A 15,850-nucleotide genomic window follows, 5' to 3' on the forward strand; every position below is an offset into this window, starting at 1 on the left:
TTAAATAAAGGTTTTATTATGACAAAAAAGCTCTTTTTCACCGCTAGTGTGTGCACTGCTTTAAATTTATTTTCAGCCCAAATGGTAAACGGGATCGCCGCTATCGTCGAAAACGAACCGATCACACTTTATGAAGTCTATCAGCTAAAAGAACAGCTAAAAACAGATGAGTCGCAGGCGCTGAATTTACTGATCAGAGACCGTCTGGAGCAAGCTCAGATCAAAAATTTAGGCATAAGCGTGACGCCATTTGAAGTAAATGAGCGCATAGACGCGATAGCAAAGCAAAACGGCATGACGAGCACTCAGTTTAGAAGCTCCGTAGAGTCGCAGGGAACGAGCTTTACGGACTTTAAAAACGAAGTCGAAAAAAAGATGCTTCAAGAAAAGCTATATAGAAATATCGCATCAGAAGCCGGTAAAAACGTGACTGACGAGCGTGCAAAGGCGTATTACGAGGCGAACAAGGAGCAGTTTAATATCTTTAACAGCGCCGAGATCGTGCTGTTTAGAGCCGCCAGTATGCAAGAGCTAGAAAATCAAAAGGGCAAACTAAGCCCGCTAAAAGGCGTCCAGGCGCAAAATTTAACGCTTGAGTATCAAAGCACGAACCCGCAGCTAGCCTCGATCATAGCAAATACCGCGATCGGTGACTTCACGCAAATTTTCAAAACACAAGAGGGCTTTGACATGTTTTATGTCAAAAACAAGATCGGCTCGTATACGCCGAGCTTTGATCAGATTAAAGACGAGATAATAAACAGCCTTTATCAAAACGAGCAGCAAAAAACCATGCAGGATTATTTCGATAAGCTCCGCGCAAAAGCAAAGGTACAAATTTTAAGATAAATCGTAGCTAACGTAAATTTCGCCCGCTTTGGCTAAATTTCAGCCAGAGCGGGTCTAAATGTAAATTCTAGTGCCTTGATAGGTAGTTCGTATCGTAGTTGTTGTTTATGAAGTCGGGATTTTCCATCATCGCGATGTGAAAATCACGCGTGGTTTTGATGCCTTGGATGATGAGCTGATCTAATGCGACTTTCATTTTGTGGATCGCTCTGTTTCGATCCTCGTCCCAGACGACTAGCTTTCCTATCATGCTGTCATAAAACGGCGGTATAGAGTAGTCTTGATAGATGTGGCTGTCCATTCGCACGTTGCGACCGCCAGGACAGACGTATTTTGTGATCTTACCGGGGCTTGGCACGAAAGTATTTGGATCCTCTGCAGTGATGCGGCACTCTATCGAGTGTCCTTTTAGCTTTATGCTACTTTGAGCTGGCAGCTTCTCACCTTGCGCGACTCTTATCATCCACTCGATGATGTCAAGTCCGCTCACCATCTCGCTCACGCAGTGTTCGACTTGTAAGCGAGTGTTCATCTCGATGAAGTAAAAGTCTAAATTTTTATCGACTAAAAACTCAAACGTGCCCGCTCCCTCGTAGCCGATAGCTTTTGCCGCTTTTATAGCCGTCTCGTGAAGCCTTTTTCGCGTCTTTTCATCAAGCAATATCGCAGGGCTCTCTTCTATGAGCTTTTGATGTCTGCGCTGCATCGAGCAGTCGCGCTCGCCGATGTGAAGGACGTTGCCGTGGCTGTCGCCGATGATCTGCACCTCGATGTGACGCGGGTTTAGGATATATTTTTCCATATACATCGTGCCGTCGCCAAATGCGCTCATCGCCTCGCTCTCGGCCGACCAAAACGCCTTTTCAAGATCGACTTCTTTCTCGACTACGCGCATGCCTCGACCGCCACCGCCTGCAGCTGCTTTTAAAATGACCGGATAGCCGATCTTTTTAGCTAGATCCTTGGCGACTTTGATGTCTGCTATCGCACCGTCAGAGCCGGGGATTACCGGCACACCGGCACGCTGCATCATTTGCTTGGCCTTGCTTTTATCACTCATCAAAGCCATAGCTTCTACGCTTGGTCCTATAAATTTTAGCTTGTGATGAGAACAAATTTCAACGAAATTTTGATTTTCACTCAAAAAGCCGTATCCCGGAAATATCGCGTCCGCTTCACTTATCTCGGCTGCGCTGATGATGGCCGGGATATTTAGGTAGCTATCACTTGAGCGAGGATTGCCTATGCAGATCGAAGCGTCGGCATATCTAACGTAAAGTGCGTCGGCATCGGCTGTCGAATGCACCACGATGGCTTCTTTACCCATCTCCTTTATCGTTCGCAGCGCTCGAAGAGCAATCTCTCCGCGGTTTGCGATTAAAATTCGCTTTAGCTCCATTAAATTTTCTCCACACCAAATAGTGGCAATCCAAATTCCACCGGCTGTCCGTCGGCTACGAGAGCCTCGGTAATCTGACAGTCAAACTCAGCCTCTATCTCATTCATTATCTTCATAGCTTCGATTATACCGATGATATCGCCCTTTCTGACCCTTTGTCCTACTTTGACAAAGGGTGCTGCACCAGGGCTTGGAGCCATGTAAAACGTGCCTACCATAGGCGATTTGATACTATCTTTTGGAGATTGGCTCGGTTTTGATTCGGTGCTTAAGACGACATTTACCGGAGTCGGAGCGGCGGGCGTAGGGGCTTGCACTACTGGCGCAGGAGCGGGCAGCTCGCAGCAGTCGGCGAATTTCTCAAGCTCTATCTCAAAATCGCCCTCTTTGATGCGAATTTTATTCATCGTCATACTATCAAAGATCTGCATCAGCTCCTTAATATCTTCTTTTTTCATTTAGTTCTCCTAAAATTTTATAAGTAGTTTGGCGTATTGTAGCAAAATTTAGTGAAATTAAAACTTACTTCGCCGCTTTAGCCCTGTCTAAAAAGTTTATAAATCCAAACATAACAACACTCAAAACGACCAAAATCAGGCTCAAGATCAAGGCTCTTTCATTTTGTCCGTCATAAACGGCGTTGAATATCGCAAGCGAAACGGTGTCCGTCTTACCAACGATATTGCCGCCTAGCATGAGCGTGATACCCACCTCGCCAAGCGCCCTTGCGACGGACAATATAAGAGCCGAAAGCACACTTTTAAAAATGAGCGGCAGCATTATGAAAATGGCTATTTCAAAGCGGCTCTTACCAAGGCTAAGACCAGCCTCGATGAGACTTTTTGGGAAGCTTTCGAGCACGCTTTGAACGGGCTTTACCAAAAGCGGCAAGCCCGCTAAAAACGCCGCTATGACAAGAGCATTGAAGCTAAATACGATATTTAGCCCAAGAGCCTTTCCTATAAAGCTGTTTCGCCCCAAAAGATAAAGTAGCAAAAACCCCGTCGCAATGGGCGGAAATACGAGTGGGAACATTACGACGGCCTCTAAAACCGCCTTAAATTTACCTTTATAAAATGCGAGGAAATAAGCTATCGGCAAGCCGATGAAGATAAAAAGCAAAAACGCCACAAATAGCGTCTTTGCACTAAGAAAAAGAGGATGTATCAGCCAGTTTAGATCAACGATCTGCAAAATTTCCCTTTCAAATGCTAGGCGCACTTTTGATCTATTTTAGCCCGAATTTAGCAAAGATCTCTTTTGAACGAGGTGTTTTTAGCTCGTCCAAAAATTTAGCGCAATTAGCATTTTTATCGCAGCTAGCAAGCTTTGCCGCGCTGATGAAAACGGGGCTATAAAGGCTCTCGTCGATGTAGATGACCGAGCCAAATTCGCCCTTTCTAGCCTCCGCCTCGGTCGAGTTGATAAAGCCCGCATCAACTTCGCCGTTTAGCACGTATGTAACGACTTGCAGTACGCCGGCAACGGCTAAAATTTTAGGTGCGAGCTCGCTTTCAAGCTTTGCATTTTTCAAAAATTCCACCGTGCGGATGCCGTAAATCGCCTTTTTAGCATCTGGCATCGCGATCTTGGCTAAATTTTTAAGCTCGCTCGCGTCCTTTATCTGCTTGCCCTTTGGCGTGACGAGCACGAGACCTGCCTTGCCGATGCGCTCGTAACCTTTGATGTCAAGGTCGGTTTTCTTTAAAAACGCCTCGTCACCCACGATGAGCGCCATGTCGCTTTGCTTTGCCTGAGCCGTGATCTGGGCTAAATTTGCAAACGCGCCCTCGACATTCACGCCATCTTTTTTGAGATTTTCGATGACCGCGGTCACGGGCTTTTTAAAACCACCGCCAGCACCGACTAGAAGGCTATCCGCACCAAAAACAAATACCGCTGCCAGCGATAAAAACAATAACTTTTTCATTGTCCCTCCTAAATAGAATTTGGCTTTAATGGTATAAAATATATTATTATATATTGATAAATTTAGGAATTTTAAGTGCAAAATTTGCAAAATAAAAATATCACATAGAAATAAAAGATAGTAGCGCACGTAGAGTAAAATTTATGCTTAAATTTAAATTATGCTATAATCGCTTAAATTTAATTAAGGATAAAAAATGGGGCTAAAAAGCGACAGGTGGATACGCGAAAAGAGTTTGAATGAGCAAATGATTGTGCCCTTTTGCGAGGAACAAGTCGGGCGCGGGGTCGTGAGCTACGGCGTAAGCAGCTACGGATACGACATCCGCGTGGGAAACGAGTTTAAAATTTTTACAAACGTAGGCGGAACGGTCGTCGATCCCAAGAATTTCGACGAGAGAAATGTAGTCGATTTCGTCGGGGATGTCTGTATCGTGCCGCCAAATTCCTTTGCTCTCGCGCGCACGGTAGAGTATTTTAATATGCCTGATAATGTGCTTGCTATCTGCCTTGGCAAAAGTACATACGCGCGCTGCGGCATCATCGTAAATGTAACTCCGTTTGAGCCAGGATTTAAGGGACATATCACGATCGAGATCTCAAACACGACGCCACTGCCGGCTAAAATTTATGCAAATGAGGGTATAGCGCAAGTGCTGTTTATCGAGGGTGACGAGCCTTGCGAGGTGACGTATGCCGACAAAAAGGGCAAATATCAAGCGCAAGAAGGGATAACACTGCCGAGGATATTAAAGTAAATTTATGGCATAAAATTTGCTTTATGGCATAAAATTTAATAATCAAAAAGGGGTAAATATGGCAAGAGATAATGATGATATCAGGCTTGGCGGTCTTAGTAAAATAGCCAAAGAAGAAAAAAAAGAAATCGAATTTAAGGGCATAGCAAATCCAATATTTGAAAAAAATTTGAATGCCCTATTTCAACAAGACGAAATTTTAGCTGCAAGATTATTTAGTCTCTCATCCCAGGACAAATATGAGGTTTTTCAGGGAAGCGATATAATCGATATAAACATCATCAACAAAAAAACTTTTAAATATATCTACGAAAACCCCGTTAAGGATATTGAAAATTTATTAGAAGAAACGCAAAGAAAATATAAAAGATACCCTGCACTATTTTTTTACGGACTAGGAAACGGTATTTTTTACAAAGCGATATTAAAAAACGAAACACACAAAAGAATCATCGTAATAGAGCCAGACTTAGAGATCATATATATAGTTTTAAATTTGATCGATTTTGCAGATGATTTAGCAAAAGAGCGACTGATTTTATTTTATTCGGAATTTACCACATATACACAGTTTTACTATCTTATTACTAAGCTTGATCTAAGTATGTATGCAAAAACTTACAACCTGATAATCCACACTAAATTTTACGACGACTTTGCGGATGATTACACTAGGATAAACAAAGATATAACCAAGGCATTTTCTCACATGGCCGTTTCTCATGGCAACAGCATAGATGACCTTTTGATAGGAGTCAGGCAGCATATCGAAAATTTACCAAAGATGCTCACAAACTACTGCTATACAGACTTAGTTAAAAAGAGGCACGGATTAATGGATACTGCCGTCATCGTCTCTACTGGACCAAGCCTTGATAAGCAGCTTGAAACTCTCAAAAAATTTGCTCCCTTTGTGAGCATAATAAGCGTCGATGCCTCATATCCGATACTTGCAAGAAACGGCATAAAGCCTGACTACGTGACCTCGATCGAGCGAATGATCCCGACATCGACATTTTTTGAGAAAAAACACCCAAAAATCGACAAAGATATACACTTCGTAGTAGCATCAGTAACACATAAACAAACTATAAAAAATATCTTACCGCGCCGTTTAGTTTTAACGATGCGTCCGCAAAACGAAGAGATGATGTATGGACTTAAAAGATACGGTTATTTAGGTGTAGGGCATAGCTGCGCAAATATGGGGTATCAGCTAGCTTACGCACTGGGGCATAAAAATATCGTATTCATTGGTCAAGATCTTGCCTTTGGCAAGGATGGTGCCAGCCACGCAAAAGGTCATACCATAATGCAGCCAGATGAAAATTTATACACGACCGCTTATGGTGGCGAAGGAGAAGTGCGCACGACATATGTTTGGACGATCTTTAAAAATCAATTTGAAAACGATATCGAAGAGGCTAAAAGGGAAGACATAACTTCTTACAACTGCACAGAGGGTGGCGCCAGGATAAACGGTGCTATCGAACGTCCATTTTTAGAAGTAATGAACGAACTTTGCAAAGATAAGGTAGCCAAAAGACTCCCAAATATCCCAAAAACTAGCGACAAACAATCAAGCAAAGATATGCTAAAAGCCTATAAAACCATACAAGATAAAATTTCAGTTCAAACTCTAGTTAAGAATAAGATCGAACACACCTTCTTAGAAGTCGTGCCTAAAATAGACGAGATATTAAAAATTCGCAACGAAGGTAAAGTAAGTGAAAAACTTTTTTCGAGGCTTTTAAAGATAATAAAAACTATCGACAAAACAAAAGATTTCATCACGAGAAAAAAATATAAGCCTTACATAGAACATATCTTTCAAATCTCAGTCTTTTATCAAGAGCTTGAACTCGCCAAAATTTCCGTCGCTCCAAGCGATACTAAACTAGAAAAGGTAAATAAGCTAATAGAATGGGCTGAATTTCACAAATATTGGCTATTTTCCGCAGCCGGTGGGTTTGAAGCAGATATTCAAACTACGAAAAAAGCTGCCAAAAATCTCATAAATGAGCTTAAAAAACGTGGAATTTTGCCACAGAAGAAAAAATAATGGAAATTTTAGATTTAATAGGTAGGAAAAAAGAGCTTTTTGAAGATGATATAGCATTTTTTGAAGACAAGTTACGTGAAGTCATCGCAAATTCTAGCTTCTTAGTCATCGGTGCAGCAGGCTCCATAGGCTCTGCCGTGACTAAAGAAATTTTTAAAAGAGAGCCCAAAAAACTCTACGCAGTCGATATATCAGAAAATAATCTAGTCGAACTCGTAAGAGATATAAGAAGCGAATTTGGCTACATCAAGGGCGAATTCAAAACATTTGCGATAGATATTAAAAGTCATGAATTTGATGCTATGCTAGCTCAAAATAATATTGACTATATTTTAAATTTATCAGCGCTTAAACACGTAAGAAGTGAAAAAGATCCTTTCACACTCATGCGAATGATCGAAACAAATATATTTAATACCGACAAAACATTAAAACAAGCTATTGAAAAAGGCAGCAAAAAATACTTTTGTGTCAGTACCGATAAAGCCGCAAATCCTGTAAATTTAATGGGTGCAAGCAAAAGGATAATGGAAATGTTTGCTATAAGACGTTCAAAAGACATCGACGTATCTATGGCTCGCTTTGCTAATGTAGCATTTAGCGACGGTTCGCTACTTTTTGGATTTAAAAAACGTATCGAAAAAGCCCAGCCCATAGTCGCTCCAAACGATGTGAAAAGATATTTCGTAACACCAAAAGAAAGTGGTGAGCTTTGCCTTATGAGCTGTATATTTGGCGAAAATAGAGATATATTTTTTCCAAAACTAGATGAAAAGCTACATCTCATGACTTTTAGCGAGATAGCACAAAGGTATCTAAAAAGCTTAGGTTTCGAGCCATTTTTATGTGAAAGTGAAGACGAAGCTAGAAAGCTATCCAAAAATTTGCCCAAAAAAGGTCTTTATCCTTGTCTTTTTACCCCTAGCGATACGACCGGCGAGAAAGATTTTGAAGAATTTTTTATGCAAGGAGAGCAGCTTGATCTAAATAAATTTCAAAGTATAGGCATCATTAAAAACAAGATGACTATCGAAAGTAAGAAACTAGACGAATTTGAAATCAACATAAAAGCCATGCAAAATGGCTTAAAATGGCAAAAAGAAGATATATTAAAAGAGTTTTTTAAGCTGATCCCTGATTTTACGCATAAAGAAAAGAGAAAATATTTAGATGAAAAAATGTGATTTTAACGAAATTTTGGACTTTATCAAGCAAACATTTGGCAAAGATAAAGTCCCGCTTCATGAGCCCAAATTTATTGGCAACGAAAAAAAATATTTAACAGACTGCATCGACAGCGGTTTTGTTTCAAGCGTAGGCAAATATGTAAATGAATTTGAAAGCAAATTTGCCAAAATAGTAAATTCAAAATTTGCAGTAGCCACGAGCAACGCCACTTCTGCACTACATGTGGCACTCAAACTGGGCGGAGTTGGCTTAAATGACGAGGTCATAACCCAGCCATTAACCTTCATAGCAACTTGCAACGCTATAAGCTATCTAAATGCAAAGCCTATTTTTATTGATGTTGATTTAGACACATTGGGACTTAGCCCCACTTCGCTACAAAATTTTTTAGATAAAAACTGCGAGATAGCAGATGGCTTTTGCATAAATAAAACAAGCGGAAAGATCGTAAAAGCATGCCTGCCAATGCATACATTCGGACTTCCTTGCCGCATATCCGAGATAAAAGAAATTTGCGATACTTGGCATATAAATTTGATCGAAGATGCAGCCGAAAGCCTAGGAAGCTATTATAAAGGTAAGCACACAGGCACATTTGGCAAACTGGGCGCATTTAGCTTCAATGGCAACAAAATAGTCACGAGCGGTGGGGGAGGCGTGATCGTGACAGACGATGAAGCTTTGGCAAAAAGAGCCAAACATATCACGACCACGGCAAAAATGCCACATCCTTACGAATACGTTCATGACGAGATCGGCTTTAACTACCGTATGCCAAATTTAAATGCCGCCCTGCTCATAGCCCAGCTTGAAAATTTAGAAATATTTTTAAAAAGCAAGCGTGAGCTATCGCAAATTTATAGCGAATTTTTCGCCAAATTTGACGATATTAAATTTATAAATGAGCCATCAAATTCTCATTCAAATTTTTGGTTGAATGCTATTTTGCTTGAAAACAAAGACAAAAGAGACGAATTTTTAAAGCTAAGCAACGAAAATGGAGTTTGCACCCGCCCTATTTGGAGGCTTATGAGTGAGCTTGATATGTTCAAAGATTGCCAAAAGGACGAGCTGAAAAACGCTAAATTTTTAAGCGACAGGATAGTAAATATCCCAAGCAGCGCGAGAATATAAATGCAAGATATCGTTTTAGTAGGGGGCGGAGGGCATTGTAAAAGCGTCATAGACGTGATAGAGCTTGAAAATAAATTTAAAATTTTAGGCATCATAGATACGGCGGAAAATGTCGGAAAAAAGATATTTGATTAGGAGAGTACGAGCATGATGATAGATATAAAAGCAAACAAACTATATATAATCGGTACTGGCGGGTTTGCTTCAGAAGTTACGGAGTATATTTTAGATATAGGATATCAGATAGATGGGTATTTTGATATAGACGATACAAATCACAAATATTATGGATATGATGCACCATATTTATGAAATGAGGTAGATTTTATGTTTAAGCGAGGCGATAATATTGTCATAGCCATATCTGATTATAAAATTAGAAAACGTATATATACCAATCTTAAAGGTAAGGGGTTAAATTTTCCAAATATTATTCACAAAAATACATTCATCTCACAATCATCCATTATCGGAGACGGTGCTATTTTATGTCCATTTGTGTCTATAACTTCAAATGCCAAGATAGGTAATAATTTTCAAGCAAATATATATAGCTACGTGGCGCATGATTGTATCATAGGTGATAATGTAACTTTTGCGCCCAGCGTTAAATGCAATGGCAATGTTATAGTCAAAGATAATGTTTATATGGGAACCGGCACTATTATCTATCAGGGCAAAAAAGATGAGCCGCTAGTCATAGGAGAAAGTGTCGTTATAGCAGCAGGTTCTGTCGTTACCAAAAATATACCAGATGGTATGAAAGTTTTTGGTAATCCAGCTATTGAATTTACAAGAGATAATATAAAAAGGAGAATGTAATGGGTCTCTTTTTCTTAAATACTTTACTAGAAGCCATAAAAATATGAAAAAAGTATTTATAATCGCAGAAGCCGGAGTTAATCACAATGGAAGCATCGAACTAGCCAAAAAGCTCATAGACATCGCCGTAAAAGCCGGCGTGGATGCGGTAAAATTTCAGACATTTAAAACCGAGCTTTGTATCTCAAAAAATGCCGATAAAGCCGAGTATCAAAAAAAGACGACTGACACGAACGAAACCCAGTTTGAGATGATAAAAAAGCTTGAACTAAACCAAAGGGCGCACGAAGAGCTTTTGGCATATTGCGATAAAAAAAATATCACGTTTTTATCAACACCGTTTGATAGTGAAAGCATCAAACTTTTGGATAAACTTGGGTTAAAAATATTTAAAATCCCAAGCGGAGAGATTACAAATTTACCCTATCTAAAGCAGATCGCAAAGCTTGATAAAAATATTATCTTATCCACAGGTATGGCAAATTTAGCAGAGATAGAACAAGCTATAAATGTCTTGATTTCAAACGGTACGAAACGGCAAAATATCAGCTTGCTTCACGCAAATACCCAGTATCCTACACCGATGCAAGACGTAAATTTAAACGCTATGAAAACCATGCAAGAAGCCTTTAAGCTACTGGTTGGATATAGCGATCATACGCTTGGTATCGAGGTGCCTATCGCCGCAGTCGCCATGGGAGCAACGATAATAGAAAAGCATTTCACTCTTGATAAAACGATGTCAGGACCCGATCACAAAGCAAGCCTTGAGCCAAATGAGCTAATCAGCATGGTAAAGGCGATACGAAACATAGAACTTGCGCTTGGCGACGGTATAAAAAAAGCAAGCAAAAGCGAGAGTGAAAATATCAAGATAGCAAGAAAATCGATAGTCGCAAACTCACCTATAAAAAAAGGTGAAATTTTTAGCGAAAAAAATCTCGCCGTAAAACGCCCTGGAAGTGGCATAAGCCCTATGCGGTGGGACGAAGTTATAGGACAAAGAGCACAAAAAGACTACAAAGAAGATGAACTGATATGAGAAAAATTTGCGTCGTAACAGGGACAAGGGCTGAATACGGACTGCTTCATCCGCTTTTAAAAGCCGTGCAAGAAGAGGCAAATCTAAAACTTCAACTGATCGTCACGGGCATGCACCTAAGCCCTGAATTTGGGCTTACTTATAAAGAAATCCAAAAAGATTTTAAGATAGATAAAAAAATAGAGATGCTTTTAAGCTCAGATACCGCAGTCGGAATTTCAAAATCTATGGGGCTAGCACAAATAGGATTTAGCGATGCTTATGACGAGTTAAAGCCTGACATAGTAGTGCTTCTTGGCGATAGGTATGAAATTTTTGCTGCTGCGAGTGCTGCGATGATAGCGCAGATACCTATCGCTCATCTTTACGGCGGAGAGACGACGCAAGGAGCGTTTGACGAGTCTATACGCCACAGCATCACAAAGATGAGTCATATTCATTTCGTATCGGCAGACGAATATAAAAACCGAGTCATCCAGCTTGGCGAAAACCCAAAATTTGTATTCAATGTCGGCGCACTTGGTGTAGAAAATATAAAAAAGCTAAATTTTATGTCACGTGATGAATTTGAAAAATTTATAAATTTCAAACTAAATAAAAAAAATATCATCGTCACATTTCATCCGGTCACACTCGAAAATGCTACCGCGAAAGCTCAATTTGACGAAATTTTAAGCGCGATAAACGAACTAAAAGATACAAATATCATTTTTACAAAGGCAAACTCCGATACGGACGGCAGGATAATAAACAAGATGATAGACGATTACGTCAAAAAAAATGCCGATAGATCCGTCGCATTCACATCTATGGGGCAAACTGGATATTTAAATGCTTTAAAATTTGTAGATGTCGTAGTGGGGAATAGCTCAAGCGGCATCATGGAAGCCCCAAGCTTCAAAAAAGCGACGATAGACATAGGTGACAGACAAAAGGGGCGCATAAAAGCAAATAGCGTGATAGAGTGCGAGCCTATAAAAAATGAAATTTTAAAAGCTTTCAAAAAAGCCTACTCAAAAGAGTTTCAAAAAAATTTAAAAAGCATATCAAATCCTTACGAGAACGGCAACACGAGCAGTAAAATAGTAAAAATTTTAAAAGAGATAAATTTAGACGGCATTTTAAAAAAGAAATTTTACGATATAAAGGGAATTTCATGAAAACTATCGACAAAGTCAAGCTTGATATAAACTCGACCATAAAGCAAGCGCTACAAATCATACAAAACGGTGCTTTGCAAATCGCGCTGGTCGTAGATAAAGATGACAAACTAATAGGCACAATAACCGACGGCGATATAAGGCGCGGTCTGCTTAGCGGGCTTGATCTAAACAGTAAGATAGAAAGCATCGTCTTTAAAAACCCGACCGTTGCCAACATCGGCGATACGAAAGATGAAATTTTAAAACTAGCCCTCGCAAAAAAGCTCCACAAAATCCCGGTAGTCGATGAAAACGGCGTGCTAGTAGGCATCCAAGAGATAGAAAATATCTTGATGCCGACTACAAAGCCAAACGCAGTCGTTTTGATGGTAGGCGGGCTTGGCACCAGGCTTCGCCCACTGACTGAAAATACTCCAAAGCCGATGCTAAAAGTAGGTGATAAGCCGATACTTCAAACGATAGTGGAGAGATTCGCCGAGTATGGTTACACAGATATAAAAATGTGCGTAAATTTCAATGCCAAGGTCATTCAAAACTATTTTGGAGATGGGGGCAAATTTGGCGTAAATATAGAATACATCTTAGAATCAAAAAGAATGGGCACAGCCGGTGCGCTAAGCCTGCTTAAAAAGACCCCTAGCGAGCCATTTTTCGTGATGAACGGCGATCTTCTTACTAATGTAAATTTTGAGCACATCCTAAACTATCATCTAGCAAATGACGCCACAGCCACGATGTGCGTGAGAGAGTATGACTATCAAGTGCCTTATGGCGTAGTAAAAGTAAATGACAACAAAATCACATCCATCACCGAAAAACCTATCCACAAATTTTTTGTGAGTGCCGGCATCTATATGCTCTCACCAGATATTTTAAACCTCATCCCAAAAGACGAATACTACGATATGCCAATGCTCTTTGACGCCCTGATAAAAAGCGGCAAAAACACGATCTCTTTCCCACTTCACGAATACTGGATCGATATAGGCAGGATCGAAGAGTATCAAAAGGCAAACGAAGAATACGCAAAGATATTTTGATGAAAGCTTTGGTTGTAGGTTATGGCTCGATCGGCAAAAGACACTGCGAGGTCTTAGAAAATTTAGACTTCATATCGTCTGTTTCGTTGGTCACAAGCCAAGAAGTCAGGGATAAAATTTGTTATAAAAACCTTCAAAGTGTGCCAAATTTATCTCAGTTTGGTTATTTCATCATCGCGACACCTACTTTTTTACATCTTGAAAATTTAAAATTTTTAGACGAAAGAGTAAAAGGCAAGATCATATTTTGTGAAAAGCCGCTTTTTGAAACGGCACATAAATTTACCCCGCAAAATAATAAAATTTTCGTAGGCTATGTATTGCGTTTTCATCCGCTTTTACAAAAGCTAAAAGAGCTTTTGGCAAATGAGAAAATTTTATTTATAAACGCAAGCTGCGGGCAGTATCTGCCGACTTGGCGAAACGACGACTACAAGCTATCTTACAGCGCAGATAAACTCAAAGGCGGCGGAGTGCTACTTGATCTAAGCCACGAGATAGACTACACGACGTGGCTTGGCGGGAAGCTAAACCGGATAAAAAGCTTTAAAGGTAAAATTTCAGACCTTGAGATAACAAGCGACGATCTGTGCGTCATTTTAGGCAAAAACCAAAGCGGCGCTATCGTAAATATAAGCATCGATTACATAAGCAAAATTTCTCGTCGCGAGCTTTTGGTAGAGTGTGAAAATTCTACTTTCAGGCTTGATTTTATAGCGAACAAACTGGTAAAAAAAGATAAATTCGATAGCGAGGAGATATTTCAGACGCCAAATTTACAGCGAAATGAGCTTTTTGTAAAGATGCACGAGGATATTTTTAAAGAGCAAAAATTTATATGCAAATTTAACGAAGGGCTAGAAACGATGGAAACTATTTTTAAAATTCAAAGGCAAAACAATGAGTGAAATTTTATGCACGATATGTGCAAGAGGCGGCAGCAAGGGCGTAAAAGGTAAAAATATAAAAGAGCTTTGCGGCAAACCGCTCATCGCATACACAATTGAGCAAGCTCTCGCTTCAAATTTATTTCGCCATATCGTCGTGAGCACCGATAGCGACTTGATAGCTGATATTGCAGTCAAATTTGGTGCTGAGGTATTTTTCAAGCGAGATACTGCGATGGCAAGCGATACGGCAGGCAAACTAGACGTGATAAAAGACGCTTTTAAAAGAAGCGAAGCGCATTATAATCAAAAATTTGACTACGAGATCGACCTTGACGCAACTGCTCCACTTCGTGACGTTAGCGACATCAAAAACGCGTTCGAGCAATTTATCGCAAACGATAATGACAATCTGATAACGGCTATGCCAAGTAGAAGAAGTCCTTATTTTAATCTCGTTGAGATCAGCCAAAACGGCGAAGTCAGACTGTCAAAACAGCTTCAAAACCCAGTCCTAAGAAGGCAAGACGCACCAAAGACTTACGATATGAACGCGTCGATTTATATCTGGAAGCGTGAAATTTTACTAAATGAAAATTCTATATTTTTGCCTAAAACCGGACTTTATATCATGCTGGAGGAGCGCTCTATCGACATCGATAGCGAGCTTGATTTTAAATTCGTAGAATCCATCTTAAAGGAAAGAAATGCTTAAAGATAAAGTAGTACTCGTAAGCGGAGGCGCAGGTCTCATAGGAAAGGAATTCATAAAAGCCATAGCTAAAAACGGCGCAACTGCGATAATAGCCGATATAGATGAAAACATAGGACTGCAAACCAAGCAAAATTTACAAAAAGAGCCAGGTAGCGCGAGCATAGACTTCATAAAGCTTGACATAACCTCAGCCGACTCTCTTGAAGCGTGCATTGAGCATATCAGCAAGAAATACGGCAAGATAGACGCTCTTGTAAATTCAGCCTATCCTAGGAACAAAAACTACGGCAGACATTTTTTCGATGTGAAATTTGATGATTTCGTTGAAAATTTAGGCTTAAATTTAGGCGGATATTTTTTAAGCTCGAAGCATTTCGCTAAATTTTTCCAGACTCAAAAATACGGCAACATCATAAACATAAGCTCGATCTACGGAGTCATCGCACCGAAATTTGAAGTTTATGACGATACGCCGATGACTATGCCGGTCGAATATGCCGCGATAAAATCAGGTCTTATCCATCTTACAAAATACATGGCAAAATATTTCAAAGGTCAAAATATCAGAGTAAATGCCATAAGCCCGGGCGGGATATTCGATCATCAAAATGAAATTTTTCTAAAAAATTATAAAGCTCAATGCCTAAACAAGGGCATGCTTGACCCGTGCGACTTAACGGGTGCGTTGATATTTTTATTGAGCAATGCTAGTTTATACGTAAATGGTCAAAATATCATAGTAGATGACGGATTTTGTTTATAGAATTTAGGTGACTTTCACTACTTAGTCTCTGTAAGAGTAACAAATTTTATTGATTTGGAGCAGGTCAAGAATTTGGATTTTTTAGTCCTATTAAATTAT

At 39.9% G+C, this 15,850-nt stretch carries 18 protein-coding genes; 14 read left to right on the forward strand and 4 right to left on the reverse strand.

Annotation, left to right across the window (positions count from 1 at the left end; genetic code table 11):
- Window positions 1–18: 18 nt before the first annotated feature.
- On the forward strand, window positions 19–849 hold the full coding sequence (locus tag CCVT_RS08230) for a peptidyl-prolyl cis-trans isomerase (RefSeq protein ID WP_026175400.1): 831 nt from the start codon (window positions 19–21) through the stop codon (window positions 847–849).
- A gap of 67 nt (window positions 850–916) precedes the next feature.
- Here the strand turns inward: CCVT_RS08230 and CCVT_RS08235 are convergent, their stop codons facing one another.
- From CCVT_RS08235 to modA, 4 genes are all read right to left on the reverse strand, one after another.
- Window positions 917–2,248: an acetyl-CoA carboxylase biotin carboxylase subunit gene (locus CCVT_RS08235; protein WP_009650871.1), complete on the reverse strand. Its 1,332-nt coding sequence runs from the start codon at window positions 2,246–2,248 to the stop codon at window positions 917–919.
- Window positions 2,248–2,706: an acetyl-CoA carboxylase biotin carboxyl carrier protein gene (gene accB / locus CCVT_RS08240; RefSeq protein ID WP_018135973.1), complete on the reverse strand. Its 459-nt coding sequence runs from the start codon at window positions 2,704–2,706 to the stop codon at window positions 2,248–2,250. Before accB ends, CCVT_RS08235 begins: the two co-directional genes overlap by 1 nt.
- Window positions 2,707–2,770: 64 nt before the next feature.
- The gene (locus CCVT_RS08245; protein ID WP_026175398.1) at window positions 2,771–3,436 is read right to left on the reverse strand and encodes a molybdate ABC transporter permease subunit; all 666 of its coding nucleotides are present in this window, start codon (window positions 3,434–3,436) and stop codon (window positions 2,771–2,773) included.
- Window positions 3,437–3,476: 40 nt separating this feature from the next.
- Window positions 3,477–4,178 carry a molybdate ABC transporter substrate-binding protein gene (modA, locus tag CCVT_RS08250; RefSeq protein ID WP_018135971.1) on the reverse strand — a complete coding sequence of 234 codons (702 nt, stop codon included), beginning with the start codon at window positions 4,176–4,178 and terminating at the stop codon, window positions 3,477–3,479.
- Window positions 4,179–4,374: 196 nt separating this feature from the next.
- Here modA and dcd point away from each other — a divergent pair, with 196 nt between their 5' ends.
- The 13 genes from dcd to CCVT_RS08315 are packed head-to-tail and all read left to right on the forward strand — an operon-like array spanning window position 4,375 to window position 15,751.
- Complete coding sequence (gene dcd, locus CCVT_RS08255; protein ID WP_009650856.1) at window positions 4,375–4,935, forward strand: dCTP deaminase; 561 nt, start codon at window positions 4,375–4,377, stop codon at window positions 4,933–4,935.
- Window positions 4,936–4,993: 58 nt separating this feature from the next.
- A complete protein-coding gene (locus CCVT_RS08260; RefSeq protein WP_081605504.1) occupies window positions 4,994–6,997 on the forward strand; it encodes a motility associated factor glycosyltransferase family protein in 2,004 nt (667 codons plus the stop codon).
- Window positions 6,994–8,181, forward strand: a complete 1,188-nt coding sequence (locus CCVT_RS08265; RefSeq protein WP_155827505.1) for a UDP-N-acetylglucosamine 4,6-dehydratase — start codon at window positions 6,994–6,996, stop codon at window positions 8,179–8,181. Before CCVT_RS08260 ends, CCVT_RS08265 begins: the two co-directional genes overlap by 4 nt.
- Entirely contained in the window at window positions 8,168–9,319 is a 1,152-nt protein-coding gene (locus tag CCVT_RS08270; protein ID WP_018135968.1) for a LegC family aminotransferase, read from the forward strand. Before CCVT_RS08265 ends, CCVT_RS08270 begins: the two co-directional genes overlap by 14 nt.
- Entirely contained in the window at window positions 9,320–9,454 is a 135-nt protein-coding gene (locus CCVT_RS08275) for a PglD-related sugar-binding protein (protein ID WP_018135967.1), read from the forward strand. It begins immediately after the preceding gene.
- 12 nt (window positions 9,455–9,466) lie between these two features.
- Window positions 9,467–9,631, forward strand: a complete 165-nt coding sequence (locus CCVT_RS08280) for a PglD-related sugar-binding protein (RefSeq protein ID WP_018135966.1) — start codon at window positions 9,467–9,469, stop codon at window positions 9,629–9,631.
- A gap of 15 nt (window positions 9,632–9,646) precedes the next feature.
- Window positions 9,647–10,141 (forward strand): LbetaH domain-containing protein, encoded by a 495-nt coding sequence (locus tag CCVT_RS08285; protein ID WP_018135965.1) that lies wholly within the window; start codon window positions 9,647–9,649, stop codon window positions 10,139–10,141.
- A gap of 43 nt (window positions 10,142–10,184) precedes the next feature.
- Window positions 10,185–11,183, forward strand: a complete 999-nt coding sequence (neuB, locus tag CCVT_RS08290) for an N-acetylneuraminate synthase (RefSeq protein ID WP_018135964.1) — start codon at window positions 10,185–10,187, stop codon at window positions 11,181–11,183.
- The gene (gene neuC, locus CCVT_RS08295; protein WP_018135963.1) at window positions 11,180–12,343 is read left to right on the forward strand and encodes a UDP-N-acetylglucosamine 2-epimerase; all 1,164 of its coding nucleotides are present in this window, start codon (window positions 11,180–11,182) and stop codon (window positions 12,341–12,343) included. Before neuB ends, neuC begins: the two co-directional genes overlap by 4 nt.
- On the forward strand, window positions 12,340–13,386 hold the full coding sequence (locus tag CCVT_RS08300; RefSeq protein ID WP_018135962.1) for a nucleotidyltransferase family protein: 1,047 nt from the start codon (window positions 12,340–12,342) through the stop codon (window positions 13,384–13,386). The genes neuC and CCVT_RS08300 overlap by 4 nt, the downstream gene beginning before the upstream one ends.
- Window positions 13,386–14,294 (forward strand): Gfo/Idh/MocA family protein, encoded by a 909-nt coding sequence (locus tag CCVT_RS08305; RefSeq protein WP_018135961.1) that lies wholly within the window; start codon window positions 13,386–13,388, stop codon window positions 14,292–14,294. The genes CCVT_RS08300 and CCVT_RS08305 overlap by 1 nt, the downstream gene beginning before the upstream one ends.
- On the forward strand, window positions 14,287–14,988 hold the full coding sequence (locus CCVT_RS08310; protein ID WP_018135960.1) for an acylneuraminate cytidylyltransferase family protein: 702 nt from the start codon (window positions 14,287–14,289) through the stop codon (window positions 14,986–14,988). Before CCVT_RS08305 ends, CCVT_RS08310 begins: the two co-directional genes overlap by 8 nt.
- The gene (locus tag CCVT_RS08315; RefSeq protein ID WP_018135959.1) at window positions 14,981–15,751 is read left to right on the forward strand and encodes an oxidoreductase; all 771 of its coding nucleotides are present in this window, start codon (window positions 14,981–14,983) and stop codon (window positions 15,749–15,751) included. The genes CCVT_RS08310 and CCVT_RS08315 overlap by 8 nt, the downstream gene beginning before the upstream one ends.
- Window positions 15,752–15,850: the final 99 nt, after the last annotated feature.

Origin of the sequence: Campylobacter curvus (assembly GCF_013372125.1) — a bacterium.
Taxonomy (GTDB): domain Bacteria; phylum Campylobacterota; class Campylobacteria; order Campylobacterales; family Campylobacteraceae; genus Campylobacter_A; species Campylobacter_A curvus.

What these genes read in the sequence shown, in the direction of transcription:
- CCVT_RS08270 (WP_018135968.1), top strand. Translation starts at nt 8,168, where the DNA reads ATGAAAAAATGTGATTTTAACGAAATTTTGGACTTTATCAAGCAAACA.
- CCVT_RS08235 (WP_009650871.1), bottom strand. Translation starts at nt 2,248, where the DNA reads ATGGAGCTAAAGCGAATTTTAATCGCAAACCGCGGAGAGATTGCTCTT.
- CCVT_RS08280 (WP_018135966.1), top strand. Translation starts at nt 9,467, where the DNA reads ATGATGATAGATATAAAAGCAAACAAACTATATATAATCGGTACTGGC.
- CCVT_RS08275 (WP_018135967.1), top strand. Translation starts at nt 9,320, where the DNA reads ATGCAAGATATCGTTTTAGTAGGGGGCGGAGGGCATTGTAAAAGCGTC.
- dcd (WP_009650856.1), top strand. Translation starts at nt 4,375, where the DNA reads ATGGGGCTAAAAAGCGACAGGTGGATACGCGAAAAGAGTTTGAATGAG.
- CCVT_RS08310 (WP_018135960.1), top strand. Translation starts at nt 14,287, where the DNA reads ATGAGTGAAATTTTATGCACGATATGTGCAAGAGGCGGCAGCAAGGGC.
- neuC (WP_018135963.1), top strand. Translation starts at nt 11,180, where the DNA reads ATGAGAAAAATTTGCGTCGTAACAGGGACAAGGGCTGAATACGGACTG.
- modA (WP_018135971.1), bottom strand. Translation starts at nt 4,178, where the DNA reads ATGAAAAAGTTATTGTTTTTATCGCTGGCAGCGGTATTTGTTTTTGGT.
- accB (WP_018135973.1), bottom strand. Translation starts at nt 2,706, where the DNA reads ATGAAAAAAGAAGATATTAAGGAGCTGATGCAGATCTTTGATAGTATG.
- CCVT_RS08260 (WP_081605504.1), top strand. Translation starts at nt 4,994, where the DNA reads ATGGCAAGAGATAATGATGATATCAGGCTTGGCGGTCTTAGTAAAATA.
- CCVT_RS08315 (WP_018135959.1), top strand. Translation starts at nt 14,981, where the DNA reads ATGCTTAAAGATAAAGTAGTACTCGTAAGCGGAGGCGCAGGTCTCATA.
- neuB (WP_018135964.1), top strand. Translation starts at nt 10,185, where the DNA reads ATGAAAAAAGTATTTATAATCGCAGAAGCCGGAGTTAATCACAATGGA.
- CCVT_RS08285 (WP_018135965.1), top strand. Translation starts at nt 9,647, where the DNA reads ATGTTTAAGCGAGGCGATAATATTGTCATAGCCATATCTGATTATAAA.
- CCVT_RS08300 (WP_018135962.1), top strand. Translation starts at nt 12,340, where the DNA reads ATGAAAACTATCGACAAAGTCAAGCTTGATATAAACTCGACCATAAAG.
- CCVT_RS08305 (WP_018135961.1), top strand. Translation starts at nt 13,386, where the DNA reads ATGAAAGCTTTGGTTGTAGGTTATGGCTCGATCGGCAAAAGACACTGC.
- CCVT_RS08230 (WP_026175400.1), top strand. Translation starts at nt 19, where the DNA reads ATGACAAAAAAGCTCTTTTTCACCGCTAGTGTGTGCACTGCTTTAAAT.